The sequence below is a fragment of the Desulfovibrio piger ATCC 29098 genome (assembly GCF_000156375.1).
GTDB lineage: Bacteria > Desulfobacterota > Desulfovibrionia > Desulfovibrionales > Desulfovibrionaceae > Desulfovibrio > Desulfovibrio piger.
Genome location: NZ_DS996359.1, coordinates 834,704 through 855,913, shown reverse-complemented (window position 1 = coordinate 855,913; position 21,210 = coordinate 834,704). Strand labels below are relative to the sequence as shown.

Below are 21,210 nucleotides of genomic sequence, written 5' to 3'. Positions count from 1 at the left end.
GCAAGCGCATTGCTGGCCGGGGCCCTGCTGGGGGGACTCATGACCGCGCCCGAAGCCCACGCCGTGGACTTTCGTGTCAAAGGGGTCTGGATCGCCATGCTCGAATACGGGGATGGCGGCAGCTTTGTCCGCAAGGACCGGGAAGGAAAAAACGTGCAGGGCTGGGGCCGCTGGGGCGAGGACCGTTTCGAGGCCAAGAACCGCGTGCGCCTGCAACTGGATGCCGCGGTGTCCGATGCCCTTTCCGGCAGCGTCTATTTCGAGATAGGCGGGGCCACCTGGGGCCGTGCCCGCAACGGCGGGGCCCTGGGCGCCGACGGGCAGATCGTCAAGATCAAGCACAGCTATCTGGACTGGAGCCTCCCCGGCACGGGGATCAAGACACGCATGGGCCTGCAGCGCATCTTCCTGCCCGACTTCGTCACGGATGCCTCGCAGGTCTTCGATGCCGACGTGGCCGGGATCAGCGTTGCCGCTCCGCTCACGGAGCATCTGTCCCTGACGGCCTTTTGGGCGCGGGCCTTCAACGACAACTGGGCCGCCCCCGATGGCAGCCGGAGCGGCTGGCTGGACAATGCGGACTTTTTCGGCCTGCTGCTGCCGGTGACGTCCGAAGACATGCGCCTCACCCCCTGGGCCCTGCTGGGGACGATCGGCAAGAACGCGTTCCGCCACGGCAACGGACACTTCTACAGCCGCAACAGCGAAGGGAGCTACGGCATCGGTCTGTCCCCGTCCGCCTATCGCTTCGATGGCCGCGAGAGCAGCCTGGCCCACGCCACGGCCTTCTGGGCGGGCCTCACCGGCGAGATAACGGCGGCCCGGCCGCTGCGTCTGGCCTGGAGCGCGGCCTGGGGCAGCGTTGCCACAGGGGATGCCGCCCTCGACCGTCACGGCTGGTATGCCTCGGCCCTGGCCGAGTACGCGCTGGACTGGGGCACTCCCGGCATCTACGGCTGGTACAGCAGCGGCGATGACGGTGATCCCGCCAACGGTTCCGAGCGCATGCCCACCATCGAGGCCAACAACGAGAGCACCAGCAGCGTGGCCAGCTTCGGCACCCTGGGCACCTGGACCCTGGGCCGGGACACCCTGCTGGGATCCACGCTGGTGGGCACCTGGGGCCTGGGCCTGCGTGTGTGCGACATCAGCTTTTTCGAAGACCTGCGTCACACCATCCATATCAACTATTATCAGGGCACCAACAGCGCCGGCATGGCCCGCCACATCAAGGGGGCCGGCGGCCCGGACATCGTCCGTCCCAACGGGCCGGACTTCAATACGGCCAATTACTACGGACTGTACCTGACCGACAGGGACCGGGCCATGGAAGTGGGCATCATGAGCAGCTATGCCCTCCATGAAAACCTGAAACTTCTGGTGGAGGCCAATTACATCGCCCTGTGGCTGGACAACAGCACGGACGTCTGGGGCGGCTACCACGCCGGAGGACGCCGCTACGCTGCCAACAGCACCGAGGATGCCTGGAACATGAACGTGAGTTTCATCTACAAATTCTAGACCGCAGACTGGAGCTCCGCTTTTCGCAGCCGCCGTCCGTCCGGGATGCCCCGATGCGGCGGCTGTTCTGTTCGAAAACCAGATTTCCGTCACAGGCACGTGACCTTGCCTGAGGCAACGCCAATTCCCCGTGGACGCTCGCGCAAATATGTCCTGAACAAAAAAGCCCTTGCGGCCTCCCGCAAGGGCTGAAACGAAAAAAGCACCCGCATCACTGCAGGTGCCTTAATCTCTTGTTGGCGTCCCCAAGGGGATTTGAACCCCTGTCGACGGCGTGAAAGGCCGTTGTCCTGGGCCGGCTAGACGATGGGGACGCATCGAACTCGTTTTATGTATGGGAAATGCTGTCGGAGGTCAAGCAAAAATTTTGGAATCTGCAATTTTTTTTTGCAAGGAACAAAAAACATCCGCCGCGGCCGCCCGATCCCCGACTGCCTTTCCCGCTGTCCGGCGTCTACCAGATGGAGCGCACCAGGCAGACCACACCGCAGATGGCGATGATGCCCAGCAGGACACGGCGGAACAGAAGCACGTTGATGCGCTTGACCACAGGGAAGGCCGCCAGGCTACCCAGCATCACGCCGGGCGTCCCGTACATGGCCATGCCCAATACCTCGGGCGTGAAGAAGCCGTGCCACCATTGCAGTACCAGGGTAATGATGCCGCGCAGCATGAAGAAGACGCTCACCGTGCCCAGAAAGACGCGCGGTTCCCAGCCCACGGCCAGGCCAAAGGCGGCCATGGGCGGCCCGTCCAGGGCGATGCCCGTGCCCAGCAGGCCGGCACCGAAGCCGCAGGCCACGCCCACCGGCTGCAAGCGGGCCCCGCCGCCGCGCCCGCCATGCACATAGAGCTGCCAGTACACGAAGAACAGCAGCAGGATGCCCACGATGCCTTGCAGCACGGCACCGGAGCAGATCTGCAACAGATAGACGCCCGCAAAGGAGCCGGGCACCGCGCCCAGCAGCAGCCAGGGCATGGCATCGAAACGGCAAAAGCGCACATGCATGGCGATCATGCAGGCATCCTTGAAAAAGCAGACTAGGCAGCTCAAAGGGATGAGGGCATGCATGGGGATGGCCAGCGCCAGGAAGGGGAAGGCGAACATGGTGCCGCCGATGCCGCTGACACCGGAAACGAAACCACCGGCGAACCAGCAGACAAAAACAAAGATATCAAGTGCATCGGGCATGGCATCCTCCTTTTTCGCCCCGGCATGGAGCCGTGCCCCTGCCGCCGTCATGGCTCATACAGGGCTTTGCCTCCGGCGGCAAGACAAGAATGGGCATTCTCCTGCCATCCCGGCGGGATGATGCCCCCTCCTCCCTCGCCAGTCTGCCCCACGGCAAGGCCCAATGACTGGAGGGATGCCGCGCCTGCCGCTCCGCAGGCATCCACCATGCGGACAAAGGAGGCGGGATATCCGCCCCTGCCGAAAGGGGCAACGGCCCTTGTTCCCCAAGGATACGCTCATGACGCGATGCCCGATGCGCCTCCGCAGGCCGGTGTATCCACGGGGACGGAAGCCTCTCCATGCCATCTGCCCTCTCCCTGCCCGCCGCATGTGCCAAAAGGAACAACTTCCCTGTCCCGGAGCACGCCGCATCGACCTTTTGCCCGGACTGTGCTATGTCGGAAAGACCGTCGCCCAACCGGCGCCCGCCTTCCCGGCCCGCGCACAGCAGGAGAAGTCCATGCCGTCCGATGACTGTCTGAAAAAGCTCTACATAGAACCCACAGCGCGCTGCAACCTGCGCTGCAAGATGTGTTTCCGCAACAGCTGGAAGAACGAGGTCATCGGCGACATGCGGCCGGAGACCTTCCACAAGGCCATGACGACCATGCCCGACAGCGTGGAGACCGTCTTTTTCGGCGGCATGGGCGAGCCCCTGGCCCACCCGGACATCGTGGAGATGGTGCGCACGGCCTCCTCGCTGGGCAAACGCGTGGAACTGCTGAGCAACGGGACCCTGCTGGATGCCCGGCGTACGGCCGAGCTGCTGGATGCCGGTCTGGACATGCTCTGGCTGTCCATCGACGCCCTGGACGACGGCCGCTATGCCCAGATCCGCCGCAACAGCCAGCTGGCGCTGGTCAAGGAACATATCGTGGAGTTCAACCGCCAGCGCGCCCGCCTGGACAGGACCGTACGTCTGGGCGTGGCCTTCGTGGTCATGAAGAGCAATGCCCACGAGCTGGCCCTGCTGCCCTATTTCTCCACCTATTACAAGGTGAACGAGGTCAACATCTCCAACGTCATCCCCACGGACGAGCATACGGCCTCGGAAGTGCTCTACAACAACGTGGTGGACTGGGGCCTGGGCGACCCCGCGCCCATGGAGAGCTCGCCGCGCATCCACCTGCCGCTCATGGACTGGCAGGATCCGGCGGCCCAGGAAGGCCTGCGCAGCCTGCTCTCCACGTCCATGTGCAGCGTCTACCTGTCCGGCCAGCGCGTCAGCCGGGCGGCCCGGCACTGCCGCTTCATCGACGAGGGCATGGCCTTCGTCAAATTCGACGGCCATGTCAGCCCCTGCATGTCCCTGCTGCGCAACGCCACCCTTTACTGGCGCCAGAAACAGCGCGAGACCCGCAGCCACTTTTTCGGCGATCTGGCGGAACAGGGGCTGGACGAGATCTGGAACGCCCCGGACTATATCGACTTCCGCCGCCGGGTGCGCAATTTCGAATTCTCGCCCTGCTACCGCTGCAGCCTGTGCGAGAACTGGGAACAGGGCCTTACCGACTGCTTCGGCAACGATGCCCCCACCTGCGGCGGCTGCCTGTGGTCCGAGGGCGTCATCAGCTGTCCGTAGGCAGTATCTTTATGGGGAGCGGGGGATGCCCCCTGCTCCCCGCATCCTGCCATGGCTTGCCCTGCCCCGTGCCCGCCTGTAGCATGGGGCCATGCAGAAACCCGATCCTTCTTCCATCCCGCTCTCGCCCGGTGTCTATCTGTACCGGGACGGCAAAGGCCAGGTCATCTATGTGGGCAAGGCGCGCATCCTGCGCCGCCGCGTGCTCTCCTATTTCCGCCCCGAAGGCCTGCCCGCCAAAACCAAGGCCATGCTGGCCCACGCGCAGAGCATCGAATTCCTGACCACCACCACGGAAAAAGAAGCCCTGCTGCTGGAAGCCAGCCTCATCAAAAAATACCGGCCGCATTACAATATCGTGCTGCGTGACGACAAGCAGTACGTGCTCTTCCGCGTGAACATCAAGCACCCCTTCCCCCGTCTGGAGGTGGTGCGCAAGGCCCGGCGGGACGGGGCCCGCTATTTTGGCCCCTTCACCTCCTCACTGGCCGCCCGCGAGACCTGGAAGCTGCTGCACCGGGCCTTCCCCCTGCGCCGCTGCTCCGACCGGGCCATGAAGAACCGCGTGCGCCCCTGCCTCTACCATCATATGGGCCAGTGCCCGGCCCCCTGCATGGGACTGGTCACGGCCGAGGACTATTTCGAAGGCGTGCGCCGCGTCTGCGACCTTTTGCAGGGCAAGGCCGATCCCCTGCTCAAGGAATTGCACGGCCGCATGGAAGCCGCTGCGGAAGCGCTGGAATTCGAACAGGCCGCTGTGCTGCGCGACCAGATCCGCGCCGTGGAAAAAACCGTGGAACGACAGGCCACGGTCCTGCCCGGCGGCGGCGACATGGACGTGCTGGGGCTGTTCCAGGCGGAACGGGGCCTGGCCCTGGGGCTGGTCTTCGTGCGCGGCGGCGCCATGACCGACGGCCGGGCCTTCTACTGGCCGGGCCTGACCTTCGACGACGCGCCGGAGCTGCTCTTCTCCTTCGTGGGCCAGTATTACGAACAGCTCACCCCGCCGCCGCGCATCCTGCTGCCCTGGCTGCCCGCGGCCGTGCAGGAGACTGACGGGGAGGACGGCGGCACGGACGAGGCCCCCGACGAACGCAGCCTGCTGGAACAGGCCCTTTCCGAGCGGCGCGGCGGCCCGGTGCGGCTGGTGGCGCCGCAGAACCCGGCCGACAACCGTCTGGTGGACGTGGCCCAGTCCAATGCCCGCGAAGAGGCTCGGCGGCGCGAAAAGCTGGAAGAAACGCCCCTGCTGGAACGGCTGGCGCGGGCCCTGCATCTGCCGGACGTGCCCCGGCGCATCGAATGCGTGGACGTGTCCCATACCGGCGGCCGCCAGACCCGCGTGGGCATGGTGGTCTATGAGGACGGTCGCCCCAGCCCCGACCAGTACCGGGCCTATGCCATGCCCGACGGCGGCGACGATTACGGTACGCTTTATGACTGGGTGGCCCGGCGTCTGGAAAGCGGCCCGCCCTGGCCCGACCTGATGCTCATCGACGGGGGCCGCGGCCAGCTGGCCGTGGTGGAACGCGCCCTGAACGACGCGGGCAAGCCGGACTTCTTCCCGCTGGCGGCCATCGCCAAGGCCCGGGACGAGGCAGGTCATGCCGACCGGCGCGCGGGCAACGTGGCCGACCGCATCTTCCTGCCCGGCCGCAGCAATCCCCTGCCCCTGCGCGAAGGCTGCGCGGAACTGCTCTTTTTGCAGAACGTGCGCGACGCCACCCACCGCTTCGCCATCGGCCGTCACCGCAAGGCACGCGGTCAGGCCGCCCTTTCCGGCGAACTCATGCGTCTGCCCGGCATCGGCCCGGCCACGGCGCGCCTGCTCTGGGAGACCTTCGGCAGCCTGGAGGCCATGCGGGCCGCCGGTGTTGACGACCTGCGCCGCCTGCCCGGCATCGGGGCTTCCAGGGCGGCCCTGCTGCACGAGAAGCTGAAAGGTCTGGAGGGCTGAGCAAACGGGATCGCGGATCCCTATGCCCTGTCCGGCCTCTCCTGATCCGTCACAGAGGGGATCTTTCTGCCGGGGCAATCATGCAGCGGCCCCTGCCGACCGTCCGGGGGGCGCTGCCGGACGGCGGGACATCCCCCGTACAGCCCCTGTGCCTGCCGGGAGAACGTTCCCAGCTTCGCTAGTCCCGTTTCCGGCCATCAGGCCGGATTTTCCTGCCCAAGCTGCATCTCGTGACATTTGCGCCAGAGCGTGGACTTGGAGATGCCGAGCATCCGTGCGGCCTTGTCCTTGTTGTGCCCGGCCAGTTCCAGCACCCGCGCGATATGCTGCCGTTCCACCAGCCGCAGTTCCATGGGCATGTCCTTCGCCTCCTGCTGGGGCGGCCTGGCCTGCCGGTCCGGGACCCGGAAGGCGAAATCGAGCGGCATGCCCAGCTTGGAGATGACCACGAGCCGCTCGATGACGTTGCGCAGCTGCCGCACGTTGCCGGGATAGTCATGATCCCGCAATCGACGGATCAGGGCGGGCGTCAGCCGGAAGTTGTGCTGGTGCACCCTGTTGAATTCCGCCACGAATTTCGAGGCGATGGGGGCGATATCCTCCGGGCGCTCCCGCAGCGGCGGGATGATGAACTCGAACACGCTGAGCCTGTAATACAGGTCCTTGCGGAAGGCCCCCTGCTCCATGAGTTGCCGCAAACGGCCATTGGTGGCGCAGATGACGCGCACGTCCACGCTCACCGATTCCTCGGAACCGATGGGGATGAAGGTCCTGTCCTCCAGGAATTTGAGGATCTTGGTCTGTGCCGACTGGGAAAGCTCGTTGACCTCGTCCAGAAAGATGGTCCCCCCGTGCGCGAGCTCGAAATACCCTTTCTTGCCTTTTTTGTTCGCCCCGGTGAACGCACCGCCATAATAGCCGAACAGTTCGCTCTCGATCAGCGTCTCCGGGATGGTGGCACAGTTGAAGCTGATGAAGGGCTTGTCCCGGCGCGGGCTGGCATCATGGATGGCCGCCGCAAGGACGCTTTTTCCCGTGCCGGTGTCCCCATAGATGATGAGCGTGGAATTGCTCGCCGCCACGCCTTTCATATAGGCGATGGTCTCTTTCAGACGCGGTGAATTGGTGACGAAGCCGTCGAAGGTGAACGTGTTCAACCTGGCTACCGAAGGCGCCCGGTTGTCTTCGGACACATAGCAGCACGAAGCCACATTCTTTTCCGTATTCCCCACATAATTGATGATATAGTGGAGCTTTCCTGAAGCTGTGCGTATCGTCCCGTAGGAATTCATCCCTTTTTTCACAAGACGGGCATTTGCGATGATTTTTTTCTTCGATGCGCTGTCTATCTTTATCGTGTCTGATATGATATTGTTATTAAAGTCAAATACGATAGAGTTTACCTTATATATCTCTTCCGGTGCTTTCTGGACGATCTCTTTGGTATCGAATATCTCCATCAGTTTGATGGCATCGGAAAATACCGATTCCACAGTCGAAAACTCCGTGAGCAAGGGAATGCCTATGGCACCGAAACGGGCGGCATAGGCCGTGGCTCGCGGTGTGCCGGCGATGATCCTGAAGCCGTCGTCCGTGATGGTCTTGCAGATGTTCTCCACCTCGGAAGCGCTTGTTATCCTGTAGAATTTGATGAATACGTCCTTGCTGATGATGCCGCTGATGAACTTTGAGGTGTTCATGGTCGCACCAAAGCCGACCACGGCGATCCTGTTCCCGTATTCGAGGGCTTTTGTCAGCATGGAGAGGCGGTCACAATCTGTGATGGGGATCTCAAGGATGTAAGAATCCCTCAGATTGAGCTGATTTTTGATCATCGTTGCCGTTTCACCACGGCTGATGATGATCTTGCATCCTTCATCGATCAGTTTTTGCGTCAGGGGGATCGCCTCATCGCATAACGCATTATAGATATCAAAATCTATATCGTGCAAAGACTTCATCCGCTCGAACATGGCGCCCAGCTCCGGGTAAGGAGCGATCACAGCGATGGGTTTCATGATGCCTCCAGGGACGGGATTCTTTGTGGTTCATATTGAACAAAATAGTTTTAAAATGAAATATCTTGGGGGCATTTTTTCATAAAAAATTTTTTTCATCAACAAAACAAACTAGTTAAATATTGGCACGGACTTTGCTGTAGAAAGGGCAACAAATACCCGACGCAAGGAGGAACTCATGAACCATGCTCTTGTAGTCAACAGCAATGACAACGTTGCCAACGCACTCGACGACATACCGGCCGGCGAGCAGTTCGCTTTCTCGGTAGGAAAGGACTCATATACCCTCACCGCTATCGACAATATAAAGTTCGGTTTCAAGGTCGCCATCAAAAAAATCCAGAAAGGAGAGCAGATCATCAAATACGGCTGCGTCATCGGTGTCGCATCACAAGATATCGAACCTGGACAGTCCGTCCATATCCACAATGTCGAAGGTACCCGCGGCCGCGGCGACAAGAAGGGGGACTAGCATGAAATTCTGGGGATTCGTACGCGAAAACGGCAAAGTGGGCATCCGCAACCATGTCCTTGTGGTGGGCATCACCCGTAACGTCGCGACACTGGCCTATATGATCGCCAGCTCCGTGCGCGGCACGCGCCTGTATGTGGGCCCCAACGAAAACGGGCGCAGCCGTGATGACCGTGAGACCATGGCCCGGGTCATCACCGGCCTGGCCAAAAACCCCAACGTGGGCGGCGTGCTCCTGGTGGGCAACAAGCCTGATGGCGGCTATGCCGAATTCACCTACGAAAACATCGTGGAAAACATCATGGCCTCCGGCAAGCCCGTGGAGACCCTTTTCATCAGCCGTGACGGCGGCCATGCCGCCTGCATCGGCCTCGGCATCCAGAAAGCCCGCCATCTGGCCGAACTGTGCAGTGCCCAGCGCCGCGAGGAAGTGGACTGGGGCAAACTGTGCATCGCGGTCAAATGCGGCTATTCCGACGCTACGTCGGGCATGGCCGGCAACCCCGTCATCGGCTATGTCTTCGACCGCCTGTGCGATGCCGGCGGTACGGCCATTTTCTCGGAAACCACCGAAGTCATCGGCGCCGAAGAGATCGTCGCCCGCCGTTTTGCCGATGCCGGACAGCGCGATGTCTTCCTTTCCTGCGTGCGCAAGGTCGAGGAAGAAGCCAAGGCCACCGGCCAGGACATCCGCAGCATCAATCCCATCCCCGCCAATATCGAAGCCGGCCTGACCACGCTGGAAGAGAAGTCCCTTGGTGCCATCGCCAAGGCCGGCACCAAGCCCATCATGCAGTGCGTGCGCTACGGTGAAAGCCCCTCTGCCCCGGGCCTGAACTACATGGACTCCTGGATGTCCTCGTCCGCCCTGTTCGCGGGCTTCTCCTCCGCAGGGGCCGTGCTCAACATCTTCCAGTTCGGCGGCGGCGCCATGCCCGACAAGTGCATGATGCCGGTGGCCGATACCGGCGTCGTGGCTCCCATCCTTTTCGCCACGGGCAACCCCCGCGCCTATGACCACGGCAAACTGGAGATCGATTTCAACTCCGGCGTCGTCATCTCGGAAAAAGCCAGCATTGAGGAGACCGGGGAAAAGCTCATCCGCCATATCTGCGACATTGCCTCCGGCAGGATGACCAAGGTCGAGACCCTCAATGTGCGCGAACCGGTGGAGCTCTATCTGCAGGGACCCTGCCTGTAGCCATGCTCCACGGCGGTAGCGGACATCCCCGGCTCCTCCTCTCTCCCTTGCCGTAAGGATGTCCGCTACCGCCAGCCGGCAAGGGGCCGGCCCCCTGCCGGCCCCTTGCCCCAGACATGAACGCCGGAACGCCCCTCCGGCAAGGAACCATTGATGAACAAGGCTGATTCCTCCCGTGCCCTGCTGATCCTCGCCCTGATCTGCACCGCCTACCTGCTGATCCCCTTCCACAGGATGACCCCATCCATCATGTCCGCCGCCATCATGTCCGAAACGGGCATGGGGCCGGTCATGATCGGCTTCCTGTCCTCCATCCTGTTCCTGACGTTCGGTATCATGCAGATGGTCGGCGGACTCCTGGTCGACAGCTATGGCCCGCGCAGGATCCTGCCCTGCTTCCTGCTGGCGGCGACGGCGGGCACCGCCCTGTTCGCTCTTTCCACCTCCGCCCCCGGCCTGCTGCTGGGCCGGGCGATCATCGGTTTCGGGACGTCCGTCATCTTCGTTTCCGGCCTGAAGCTTTTCAACGCCTGGTTCCCGCCCACGGTCTATGCGCGCCTGAACGGCCTGCTGCTGGGCATGGGCGGCCTGGGGCTCGTCATCGGCTCCGGCGGCATGGGGTACCTGTGTGACGGCCTGGGCTGGCGGACGAGCCATCTGATCGTGGCGCTCATCACTTTTTGCTTTGCCCTCGCACTGGCCTGGATCGTCCGGGATACGCCCGGGCACGCCAGCCGCCCTACCCCTGCAGGCAGGGCCGGGGCTGCCCCCCTGGCCCTGCTGGGACACATACTGCGCAACCGGCAGTTCCTGTTCATCGCCGGCTGGTTCTGCTGCCAGTTCAGCCTGCACAATGCTTTCGGCGGGCTGTGGGGAGGCCAGTACCTGCGGGCCATCCACCATCTGGATACGGTCACCACGGGCAACGTGCTGAACATGCTGGGCATAGGCACCCTCCTCGGTTCGCTGGCCAATGCCTGGCTGTGTGACCGTTTTTTCCGCACGCCGCGCACCATGATGCCCATAGCCGCGGCAGCGTATGTCCTGCTTTTTGCCGTCCTCATCTTCTGGGGCGCCGGCTTCTCCATCCCCGTCCTGTGCGCCTGGTTCTTCCTGCTCGCCTTTTTCGGGATGGGCTCGCTGTCCGCGGGTTTTGCCTGCATGCCGGGCATCTTCGGCAGCGCGCTGCTGGGAACCGCCAGCGGTCTGCTCAACACCCTGCCTTCCCTGGTCGTCCTGCTCCTCCAACCCCTGACGGGGCTGATCCTGGCAAGCTGCGGCGATGCCGGGGGCAGCTATGGCCCGCACGACTATGCGGTGGCCCTGTCGCTCTACCTTGTCCTGTCGATCGTCTCGCTGCTGTGTGCGCTTGCCGCCTGGGGCCGCCCCGAACAGCGGGAATCCTAAAATGAAACTTTTCTATCCAAAATGAAACACATCAAAAGGTAGGGAATTATAAAAATAGTATTCTATTTTGCCATGTTACAAAAACAGCCAATCTGGCCCGATATTTGCTGTTCAAATTACAAATCCATCAAGGAGGCAATGATATGAAGAAAAATCTTTTCTGCATCCTGGTCGCGGCACTCATGCTGTGGGGGCTCCCGGCACATGCCGGTGACAACTGGCCGGAAAAAAGCATTCAGGTCATCGTCCCCTGGGCTCCCGGTGGTGGCAGCGACCTTTCCGCCCGTATCGTCATGGACAAGGTAGCGAATATCCTCGGCCAGCCCGTGGTCATCACCAATATCTCCGGTGCTGCCGGCCTGAACGGGGCCCTGCGCGTCAACCGTGCGGCTCCTGACGGTTACACCATCCTGTGGGAACACCCCGCCAATCTGGCCATCGCCCCCGTCATCGGCAAGGCCAAGTATACCTGGAAAGACTTTGAGATGGCCTGCTCCATCGGTACCAGCGACATCGCCATCTTCGTCAAGAAGGACGCCAAGTGGAACTCCATGAAGGAAGTCATCGATGACATCAAGGCCAACCCCGGCAAGATCAAGTGGAGCCTGGGCGTCAACTCCGCCTCCCACTTCACCTTCCTGGCCATCAGCGAATCCATGGGCGGCCTGAAGATCATGCAGATCCCCGGCGCCGGCGACAAGACCCGTATCATCAACGTCATGGGCGGCGTGTGCGACATCACCACGGCCGGTTATGCCGCCGTCGCCCCCTATGTGGAATCCGGTGACGTGAAGATCCTGGCCATGGCTTCGCCCCAGCGCAGCGTCCTGGCCCCCCAGTATCCTACCCTGATCGAACAGGGCATCAACGCCGAAAGCGTCTTCCTCTATTCCGCCGAATTCCCCAAGGGGACTCCCCAGGCCATCATTTCCAAGTTCCAGGCCGCCGTCCAGAAGGCCCTGCAGGATCCTGAAGTCGTCGAACTGCTGAAGAAGCAGGGCATCGTGGCCCAGTACAAGGACAGCGCCGCCACCAACGCCGTGTGGGAAAAGGAATCCGCCCTCTACCTCCGCCTTGCCAAGGCCAACAAGATGATCCGCTAACCGCCGGGCCGGGAGCCCAGGCTCCCGGCCTTTTCCCCCTGCCCCCGCAGGGCCGTATCCAACGTTCAAGGCCAGGAGGCCGTTATGCACATCGTCAACAAAAGGGATTTCTTAGCCTCGATCGTCCTGCTGCTCGGGATGCTGGGATTCTATGTGGAATCCACCCGCATCGATACCCAGGGCGGCGTCGATCTTGGTCCTCTGTTCTTCCCGCACCTGATGGTCATCGTCATCGCGATCCTGTCCGTGGCTCTTTTGTTCAAGAGCATCTCCTTCTCGCCCGCAAGCGAAGAAAAGAAGGCAGCACCGGAAAAGATATTCTGCACAACGAAAGATCAGACCGTATTCATCGCTCTTTTCTTCATCTATCTTATCGCACTTCCCTATGCCGGCTATATCCCTGCTACTCTCATCTATCTTATCGTCAATATGATCTATCTCGGCCAGCGAGGCAGTACGAAGTGGTATATCATCTACATCTGTTCCACGATCGGCATGACGGCATTCATCTACTACATCTTTGCTAAGGTCATGCTTCTGTTCCTTCCCTAATCTTCCGCACAGGACGGCACGGGGCACGCCCCTGCTGTCATTGCCCTGGCTGCAAACATCATGATCCCGAATTCCGCTGCTGCATGACGAGTCCGGGACAAGGAGCTGCTATGCTTTCACAATTAGGCGCAATCATAGGCAACTTTGATTTATTTACCATCATGCTGATGGTTTGCGGGGTTTTCGGCGGCCTGATCGTCGGCGCTCTTCCCGGACTGACTTCCACCATGGCTGTGGCCCTGCTGGTGCCCATCACCTACGGCATGGACGTGAACCACGGCCTGATCCTGCTGGTGTCCGTCTATATCGGCGGCATCGCCGGCGGCCTGGTCTCGGCCTCGCTGCTGAACATCCCCGGCACGCCCGCCAGTGTGGCCACCACCTTTGACGCATACCCCATGGCCAAGAAAGGCCTGGCCGGCAGGGCCCTGTCCTACGGCATTTTCTCGGCCTTCCTCGGCGGTATCTTCTCCTTCTTCTGCCTGGTGCTCCTGGCACCTCCGTTGAGCACCTTTGCCCTGGACTTCGGCCCCTGCGAATATTTCTCGCTCGTGCTGTTCACCCTGAGCTGCATCGTCTCCATTTCCCACAAGTCGCTGATCAAGGGCTTCATCTCTGCCGCACTGGGCCTGCTGCTTTCCTGCGTGGGCCTGAGTGAGACCGACGGCATGCCGCGTTTCGACTTCGGCATCGCCGACCTCCAGTCCGGCTTCAGCGTCATGCCGGTGCTCATCGGTATGTTCGCCGTCTCGCAGATCCTGATCGAGGTCCGCAGCATCCGCGAACCCTACACCATCATGAACACCACATTCACGCAGCGTGAATTCTGGCGTGTGGCCCTGGACGTATTCCGGCACTGGAAGAACGTCATCCGCTCCGCCCTGATCGGTACGGGCATCGGCATCCTGCCCGGCGTGGGCCCCGGCCTGTCCAATATCGTGGCCTACTCCCAAGCCAAGGCCGCGTCCAAGGAACCCGAGACCTTCGGTACCGGCAACCCCAACGGCATCATCGCTTCGGAAGTGGCCAGCTGCGCTTCCACCGGCGGTGCCATGATCCCGCTGCTGACGCTGGGCATCCCCGGCGACGCCACCACCATGATGATGCTCGGCGCCTTCATGCTGCAGGGCCTGCAGCCTGGTCCCCTGCTGATGCGCGACAATCCCGAGCTGATCATGCTCATCTACCTGGCCTTCTTCATCAGCGTCATCCTCATGCTGCTGATGCTCATCTACGGCATCCGCCTTATGGTGAAGGCCCTGAGCCTGCCGCGCGAGATCCTCTTCCCCATCATCGTGATGCTCTGCGTCATCGGCTGCTACGCCCTCAACAGCAGCATGTTCGACGTCTGGGTCTTCTTCGGCATGGGCATCCTGGGCACGGTCATGGCGGCGCTCAACTTCCCGCTCCTGCCGCTGGTGCTGGGCCTCATGCTGGGCCGCATGGCGGAAAGCCAGCTGCGCATCAGCATCACGCTGGGCCATGGTACGCCCGCGGCCTTCCTGGACAGCCCCATCGCCATGTTCTTTATCGCCATCTCCATCCTGTCTGTGGCCTACTCCCTCTACAATATGCGCAAGAAGGCCGCGAAGTAACGGGAAAGGGACAGTTTTCGAACCGATTTTGAACCGTACACGCGCCCTCTGGTCACGGTACGTATAAAGGAGAACATCATGAAGATTGTCAGCGTCGACGTCATGCAGGTGCCCAGCGGCAACGCCGGGGCATCCCGCGGCGACTGGTCCCCCGTCATCGTACGCATCAACACCGATGAAGGCATCAGCGGTTTCGGCGAAGTCGGCCTCGCCTACGGCAAGGGCTGGCGTGCCGGTCTGGGTATGGTGCAGGACTTCGCCGAGGTCATCATCGGCGAAGACCCCATGAATATCGAACACATCTGGGAGACCATCTTCCGCAAGACTTTCTGGGGCATGGGCGGCGGTACCGTGGTCTATGCCGGCATGAGCGGCATCGACATCGCCCTGTGGGACATCAAGGGCAAGGCCCTGAACCAGCCTGTGTGGCAGCTGCTGGGCGGCAAGACCAACGACAACCTGCGCGTCTACGCCAGCCAGTTGCAGTTCAACTGGGGCACCAAACTGGACAAGCAGAAACTCATCACCCCCGAAGAATACGCGGAGGTCACCCGCGTGGCCATGGCCGAAGGCTATGATGCCATCAAGGTGGACCCCATCATCTTCAGCAACCAGCCTGACGGCAAGGGCCCCTGGAAGATCACCGGTCCGCTGGAGCACAAAGTCATCAAGACCGTCTATGACCGTGTGGCCGCCATGCGCGAAGCCGGCGGCGACGATCTGGACATCATCATCGAGAACCACTCCAACACCGACACCACCTCGGCCATCCAGATGGGCAAGGCGCTGGAGGACCTGCGCATCTTCTACTTCGAGGAGCCCTGCCATCCCCTCAACGTCCAGAACATGGTGGAAGTGAAGAACAGGGTGAACATCCCCATCGCCTCCGGTGAACGCATCTACACCCGCTATGGTTACCGGCCTTTCTTCGAGGCCCGCGCCCTGCAGGTCATCCAGCCGGACATCTGCCTGTGCGGCGGCATCACCGAAGCCAAAAAGATCTGCGACATGGGCCACACCTATGACTGCGCCGTGCAGATCCACGTCTGCGGCAGCCCCATCTCCAAGGCGGCCGCCCTGCAGATCGAAGCCGTCATCCCCAACTTCCTCATCCACGAGCACCATCAGCGCGCCCTGAACCCCGAAAGCCGCGAGACCTGCCTCTATGACTACCAGCCGGTCAACGGCCGCTACGCCATCCCGGACAAGCCCGGCATCGGCCAGGAACTGACGCCCGAGACCATCAAGAAGTGCAACATCATCACTGTGACCCGTTCCAAGAAATACATGTAACCGCACCGGGGACAGGGGGCCCGGGCCCCCTGTCCCCTCCTTTTTCCTGAGGTCGCTCCATGGACAGCAGCATCGCCACTTTCAGACCGCGCAGCTTCAAGCTCGTCTCTCCCGTCACGATCCCCGCCTTCACCGGTGTCCGGCTGCGTCCCCCGTCCGCACCGGCCTGTGCCGATGTCGAAAGCCTGGCACAGGCAAAGGTCATGGGCTCCCCATCCCTGCGGGCCCTGCCTTCCGGCGCCCGCGTGACCGTGGCCGTGGGCAGCCGGGGCATCGACCGGCTCCCCCTGCTGGTACGCGGCTGCATCACGGCCCTGCGCGGCATGGGGCTCACGCCGTTCATCGTGCCCGCCATGGGCAGCCACGGCGGTGCCGATGCCGAAGGACAGCGCATGCTGCTGCATCACCTGGGCGTCACGGAGGAGAGCGTCGGGGCTCCGGTCGTCTCCTCCATGGAAACGGTGGACCTGGGCTGCGTGGCCCCCGGCGTGAACTGCCACATTTCCCGTGATGCCTTTGAAGCCGATGCCATCATGACCGTGGTCAGGGTCAAGGCCCATACCAATTTCACGTCAGACATCGAAAGCGGCCTGTGCAAGATGCTCACCGTGGGCCTCGGCAAGGATCTGGGCGCCAAGAATGCCCATATCTACGGCCGCAAGGGGCTGGTGGAATACATCCCCCGCCTGGCCGAACACATGATCGCCCATGCGCCTGTGGCCTTCGGGCTGGCCGTGGTGGAAAATGCCGAGAGCCGCATCTGCCTCGTGGAAGGCGTCGAAGCCGCGGACATGCTCAAGGCCGACCGGGAACTGCTGGCCAGGGCCAAGAAGCTCAAGGCCGTGCTGCCCTTCGAACAACTGGACATGCTGGTCGTGGAAGAGATCGGCAAGGACATCAGCGGCACCGGCATGGATTCCAAGGTCGTGGGCCGGGTAGGCTTCGGCGAGCCCTACGGGCACCCCTTCATCAATACCATCGCGGTCCTGCGCGTGACGGCCGCCTCCGGCGGTAACGGCATCGGCATCGGCATCGCGGACGTGACCACGACAGAGACCATCAACGGTCTGGATCTGGAAGCCATGTGGATCAACGCCCTTACCTCCTGCTGCATGGATCGCGTCAAGCTGCCCCCGGCTTTCGCCAGCGAACGGGAGGCCATCCAGGCCGGTCTGAAGATCTGCTGGCAGCCCCGGACGGAATTTGTCCGGGCGGCCGTCATCCGCTCCACGCGTGACCTCGGACACATCCTCCTGACCCGCCCCCTGCTGGACGAACTGCGCGCGACGCATCCCGACATGCTGGGGGACATCTGGAAGGAAGAAAGCCCGCTCGTCTTCGACAGCACGGGGCATCTGAATATTTCCTGGCCTGAAGCCTGACCGGTCCGCCCTGATCCCGGTCCCGCCATCGCCCTGGATCCCTGCTCCCGCCAGCCGTAGCGGCAGACAGGCCTCCTTCTCCCGGGCCTCCCGGTGCATCTCCTCGCCCCATCCTCACCGGGCCGGCCCGGAGCCGTCTGCCGGATACGAAACGGCCCCGGAACATCCGTTCCGGGGCCGTACTTCGTCCATAGGGGTCCGGCGGGACAGCCTCCCGCCTTTTCCGTATTACAAGGTCACCTTGCTGTTGGCTTCACGCATCTTGCGCACGGCTTCCGCCAGCGCATCGCCATTGAGCACCATCTCCATCATGCCTATCTGCTCTTCCCACTTCTGGGGATCGGCCTCGGCCTTCATCTCGGGTTCCAGCACATGATAGACGCAGAGCCCCAACGAGGCTCCTGCCAGGGGGCCGGCAAAGGTGGGGTCGCCCATGGTGACGGTCTCGGCATAGATTTCGGCCCCTTCGGGATCCGAAGAACCAAGAACGACGATCAGGTCTTCCACACCGTACTTCTCAGCAGCGTCCTTGACGCGCTGCTGATTTTCCAGATCCATGGCACCGGCGGCGGTTCAGACGAAACATTCGGTGGCAGAGAACAGCACCTCTGCGCCCGAATTGGCGAACACATCTGCCATAGCCGGGCCGGGGATACCGTCCCGCTCACCCAGCAGCAGAAGCTTCTTGCCCTTGAGCTTGCTCATGATATTACCTCAACATGTTTGTATGTAGTGATCGCATGACAGTCGCACAGCACGACGGCGGCGTTCACAGCAGCTTTTCGGCTTCTTCCCTGATGCTCTCGATGGAGACGCCCTCTCCCGTCAGGCGGGCCGTGTTCTCGCCCCCCTTGTAGAACAGGATGGTGGGGACGGCCATGACGCGCAGCCCGATCACCAGGCGGCGGTTTTCGGCCACATTGAGCTTGCAAAACTTGATGCGGCCTTCAAATTCTCCGGCCAGCTTCTCGACCTCGGGCATCAGGGCCAGACAGGGACCGCACTGCGGCCCCCAGAGATCCACGACGCAGGGCATATCGCTTTGCAGGACTTCAGCCTCGAAATTTTCCTTGTTCACGCTGATCATGGGTTCACCTCGTCTCGGGATTGACAGAATGCTATGCTTTACAGATAGCCCGCGTCCGTAAGGAGCTGCCGCGCAGCATCCCGGCTGTGGGCGGGCAATTTGATGACAGGCCCCGTGCAGCCCATGGCCGCCTCGGCGTAGATGTCGTTCCGCCACAAACAGTGGACGGCCGCCTCAAGATCCAGCACGTCGATACCGTGCAGTTCCGCATCGGTGGGGACGGCCGGCGGCGGCCCGGCCTCTTCCTGCACAGGTGCGGGAGCCAGGGCCGCGATCTCAGCTTCCAGGCCCGCGGCAGCGGCAAGGCGGAACTCCTCCCGGATCTTCCCGGGCAGACCTGCCCGCACCGCCCGGGCCGTATAGAGCAGCGCCCCGGTGATGACCGGCGCACCCGACGCTCTGGAAACGATGCTGATGACCTTGTCCCAGCCTTCGCCCACAGAGGGCCCATAGCCCCAGCCGCAGGTCTCACGGCTCCCCCCGGACGTGAAGGATGCAAAGACCTTCATGAGGGCATTCCCGGTCAGGGTATCCGTGACGCAGACATCCACGGCTCCGCACAGCAGGTCGTTGCCGCGCAGCAGGGCGCCGCCGTCCCGGCGGATGCTCTCGCCCAGCCGCACGGGATAGCCCTTGTCCACCATGTGCGACAGGGCACGGACCACCTGGGGAGCAGCCTCCAAGTTCAGCACTCCCAGCACCGGCAGCGGCAGGCCCAAGGCCCTGGCCACACCGGCACCGAGGACCGCGTTGCGGAGCATGGCCTCGGCCCGCCGGGGAGCGCTCATGCCCGTACTGGACGCCATGAACATGGGGCGGCCGCTGGCGGGGCAGCGCATGCGGCCTATGGTGGTCACGCCCATGGGGAAAGGATAATGCAGTGCCACCGCGCCCTCGATCCTGCCCTCGTCGAGGAGGGATTCCATGACGGCCGCAGCAGCATCGCCGCTGTTTTCCGTCTCCTGCCAGTCCAGGCCGTCGGGCAGCGGCCCGTCAGGCAGCGGGCCTATGCCCGTGATACGCAGGGCGGGATCGGCATCCATGGCGTCCCGGGCCGCGCAAAGGAATTCCTGGAGAGGCAACTCGCTGCCGGCGGCCATCAGGCCGAGGCGGCAGGGCTTCTTCCCGCATCGGGCCCGCATGACGACCTCTTCAAGGGCCTTGCCGATGGCGGCACGCGTATTGTCTTGCCTAGCCATAGGGCCTCCTATGCCTTCTGGAGGGTGACGGCCAGATCTTCCAGTGCGCCCAGCAGGACTTCCAGCACGTCCTCTCTGCCGGGGGCCCCCTGGTCCGCCTGCCTGTCACAGGGCCGTTCCATGATGAAAGAGGCACCGTCGGCCAGGTTCGTCAGGCGCCCGAGGAAGAGGCTCCCCTTGCCGATGATCATGGCCCGCCGCAGCGTCCCGGCCCTGAAAGCTTCCAGGGCATGGCCCATATAGGGGACGCCGGAGGGGATGTGCCCCTGGGTCGCGACGAAACCCGGCATGCCGCGCTCCGCCACGAAGCGGCCAAGATCCTCACGGGCAAGCTGGCCCTTCATGACGGCCAGGGCCGCGATCATCTTGTAGTTGGCTTCCGGTACGTTGCCCGCGCCTGCCGGGAGGGTTATCTCCGCGTTGTGCAGCTCGGGCGCATACTTGTCCACATCGGTGAGCGTGAGGCCCGCGCGGGCGAGCGGCTCGAAAGTCAGGGCGGCGGTGATGGCCTGCGGCGCGGCACCGGCAGCCACGGAATGCTTGCCCAGGCAGTCCAGGCGGATGACCGGGCACGTCCCGTCATCGGGCGTGAGCAACAGGGCGAAGCTGCCGATGCAGTTTTCCAGCGGGACGGTCCCCTTCCTGATGTGGTCCCGGGCGTTCATGTACAGCTTGGGCACCGAACCGCCGCTGATGACGGCCACATTGGCCCGTGTCCCGCTGGCCACCATGCTGGCGGCGGCGATGACCGAAGCCACGGGCCCGGCACAGAAGCCCCGGATGTCGAAGCCGCTGGCATTGCCGCAGCCGCAGATCTCGGCAACGGCCTTGGCCATGTTGCCGCCGCCGCGTTGCAGGGCGTCGCCCACGGCTTCTTCAGAACATTCCACCACAAAATCTATGTCGCCGGGCGCAAGGCCAGCGTTCCTGATCAGATGGAGCAGGGACAGCACGCCGCTGGCCTTGCAGGCCAGGTTCTCCAGCATGATGTCGGCGGACAGGTTCTCGTCCGTGTCATGGGCGCGGCGGCAGCAGCCCACGACCCGGCCTTTATGATAGAGCGGCAGGGCATGGTGCTGTTCCACCATCTCCGCGATCTCCGCGGCCGGATGGCCCTTTTCCAGACGTCCCAGCTGTTCCGGCCCCAGCACGGGATCTTGGGCAAGACGCTGGGCGATCCGGGCGGCAAAGCCTTCTTCCAGCCAGATGAGGTCGAAGACGTCACAGATGTCCATGAGCCCGAGCAGCTCGTCCTCGGGCATGATCTCGCCGAACTTTCCGAAGCGGGCAGGCTCGCAGGGATGTTCCGTCCAGGGACGGGGCGCTGCCTGCAGCTCATCGATGCTCATGGCACCGATATAGGTCTTGTTGGGCGCGTAGGCCTGCGCCTGTTCATAGGTCTGGGCCTGCGCCTCCAGCGCCTGCAAAAAGCCCGGATCACGCCCGGAGCGGCGTTCCTGGACCGGCGTCCCGCCATAGTGCAGCGCCAGCTCGGGAGCAAAATTCAGGCAGTAGGCCGTGGCCTTGATGCCGACAGTATTCATGGTGCCTTCCTTGTTTCCGTTGGGAAGTTTGCGACAGAGCCGTCCTTACGGGCGGCAGGCGGC

17 protein-coding genes and 1 tRNA gene are annotated in these 21,210 nt (G+C 62.8%); 11 read left to right on the top strand and 7 right to left on the bottom strand.

All coding sequences use genetic code 11. The features are described from left to right. Positions 1–1,521: outer membrane homotrimeric porin (locus DESPIG_RS10275; RefSeq protein ID WP_006008319.1), on the top strand; the 1,521-nt coding region annotated here is incomplete at its 5' end. 237 nt (positions 1,522–1,758) lie between these two features. Here DESPIG_RS10275 and DESPIG_RS10270 read toward each other — a convergent pair. Together DESPIG_RS10270 and DESPIG_RS10265 are read right to left on the bottom strand one after the other, a co-directional pair. After that, a tRNA-Glu gene (locus DESPIG_RS10270) sits at positions 1,759–1,835 on the bottom strand. A 140-nt stretch (positions 1,836–1,975) separates the two neighbouring features. Continuing rightward, the gene (locus DESPIG_RS10265; RefSeq protein WP_040369816.1) at positions 1,976–2,713 is read right to left on the bottom strand and encodes a sulfite exporter TauE/SafE family protein; all 738 of its coding nucleotides are present in this window, start codon (positions 2,711–2,713) and stop codon (positions 1,976–1,978) included. 502 nt (positions 2,714–3,215) lie between these two features. Between DESPIG_RS10265 and DESPIG_RS10260 the strand changes: the two genes are divergently transcribed. Together DESPIG_RS10260 and uvrC are read left to right on the top strand one after the other, a co-directional pair. Then, positions 3,216–4,337, top strand: a complete 1,122-nt coding sequence (locus DESPIG_RS10260; RefSeq protein WP_040369815.1) for a radical SAM protein — start codon at positions 3,216–3,218, stop codon at positions 4,335–4,337. A 91-nt stretch (positions 4,338–4,428) separates the two neighbouring features. Further along, entirely contained in the window at positions 4,429–6,294 is a 1,866-nt protein-coding gene (gene uvrC, locus DESPIG_RS10255) for an excinuclease ABC subunit UvrC (protein ID WP_006008311.1), read from the top strand. Between the two features lie 197 nt (positions 6,295–6,491). Here the strand turns inward: uvrC and DESPIG_RS12935 are convergent, their stop codons facing one another. Next, entirely contained in the window at positions 6,492–8,312 is a 1,821-nt protein-coding gene (locus tag DESPIG_RS12935; RefSeq protein WP_006008310.1) for a sigma 54-interacting transcriptional regulator, read from the bottom strand. Positions 8,313–8,490: 178 nt separating this feature from the next. On the opposite strand from DESPIG_RS12935, the gene DESPIG_RS10245 reads away from it, so the two are divergent. From DESPIG_RS10245 to DESPIG_RS10210, 8 genes are all read left to right on the top strand, one after another. Further along, positions 8,491–8,784 carry a UxaA family hydrolase gene (locus DESPIG_RS10245; RefSeq protein ID WP_006008308.1) on the top strand — a complete coding sequence of 98 codons (294 nt, stop codon included), beginning with the start codon at positions 8,491–8,493 and terminating at the stop codon, positions 8,782–8,784. A 1-nt stretch (position 8,785) separates the two neighbouring features. Next, positions 8,786–9,985, top strand: coding sequence for a UxaA family hydrolase (locus DESPIG_RS10240; RefSeq protein WP_006008306.1), 1,200 nt, complete (start codon positions 8,786–8,788; stop codon positions 9,983–9,985). Positions 9,986–10,138: 153 nt separating this feature from the next. Then, positions 10,139–11,392 (top strand): MFS transporter, encoded by a 1,254-nt coding sequence (locus DESPIG_RS10235; protein ID WP_006008304.1) that lies wholly within the window; start codon positions 10,139–10,141, stop codon positions 11,390–11,392. 143 nt (positions 11,393–11,535) lie between these two features. Continuing rightward, positions 11,536–12,495, top strand: coding sequence for a Bug family tripartite tricarboxylate transporter substrate binding protein (locus DESPIG_RS10230; protein ID WP_006008302.1), 960 nt, complete (start codon positions 11,536–11,538; stop codon positions 12,493–12,495). Between the two features lie 84 nt (positions 12,496–12,579). Then, a complete protein-coding gene (locus DESPIG_RS10225) occupies positions 12,580–13,047 on the top strand; it encodes a tripartite tricarboxylate transporter TctB family protein (RefSeq protein WP_006008300.1) in 468 nt (155 codons plus the stop codon). 110 nt (positions 13,048–13,157) lie between these two features. Next, the gene (locus tag DESPIG_RS10220) at positions 13,158–14,642 is read left to right on the top strand and encodes a tripartite tricarboxylate transporter permease (RefSeq protein ID WP_006008298.1); all 1,485 of its coding nucleotides are present in this window, start codon (positions 13,158–13,160) and stop codon (positions 14,640–14,642) included. Positions 14,643–14,720: 78 nt separating this feature from the next. Next, entirely contained in the window at positions 14,721–15,935 is a 1,215-nt protein-coding gene (locus DESPIG_RS10215) for a mandelate racemase/muconate lactonizing enzyme family protein (protein ID WP_006008295.1), read from the top strand. 59 nt (positions 15,936–15,994) lie between these two features. Next, complete coding sequence (locus DESPIG_RS10210; protein ID WP_006008293.1) at positions 15,995–17,317, top strand: nickel pincer cofactor-dependent isomerase, group 22; 1,323 nt, start codon at positions 15,995–15,997, stop codon at positions 17,315–17,317. Positions 17,318–17,545: 228 nt separating this feature from the next. Here DESPIG_RS10210 and grdA read toward each other — a convergent pair whose 3' ends face one another. From grdA to grdC, 4 genes are all read right to left on the bottom strand, one after another. Further along, the gene (gene grdA / locus DESPIG_RS10205) at positions 17,546–18,022 is read right to left on the bottom strand and encodes a glycine/sarcosine/betaine reductase complex selenoprotein A (RefSeq protein ID WP_081446872.1); all 477 of its coding nucleotides are present in this window, start codon (positions 18,020–18,022) and stop codon (positions 17,546–17,548) included. A 64-nt stretch (positions 18,023–18,086) separates the two neighbouring features. Continuing rightward, a complete protein-coding gene (locus DESPIG_RS10195) occupies positions 18,087–18,404 on the bottom strand; it encodes a thioredoxin family protein (RefSeq protein WP_006008287.1) in 318 nt (105 codons plus the stop codon). Between the two features lie 38 nt (positions 18,405–18,442). Next, entirely contained in the window at positions 18,443–19,603 is a 1,161-nt protein-coding gene (grdD, locus tag DESPIG_RS10190) for a glycine/sarcosine/betaine reductase complex component C subunit alpha (RefSeq protein WP_006008286.1), read from the bottom strand. A gap of 8 nt (positions 19,604–19,611) precedes the next feature. Beyond that, a complete protein-coding gene (gene grdC / locus DESPIG_RS10185) occupies positions 19,612–21,147 on the bottom strand; it encodes a glycine/sarcosine/betaine reductase complex component C subunit beta (RefSeq protein WP_006008284.1) in 1,536 nt (511 codons plus the stop codon). Positions 21,148–21,210: the final 63 nt, after the last annotated feature.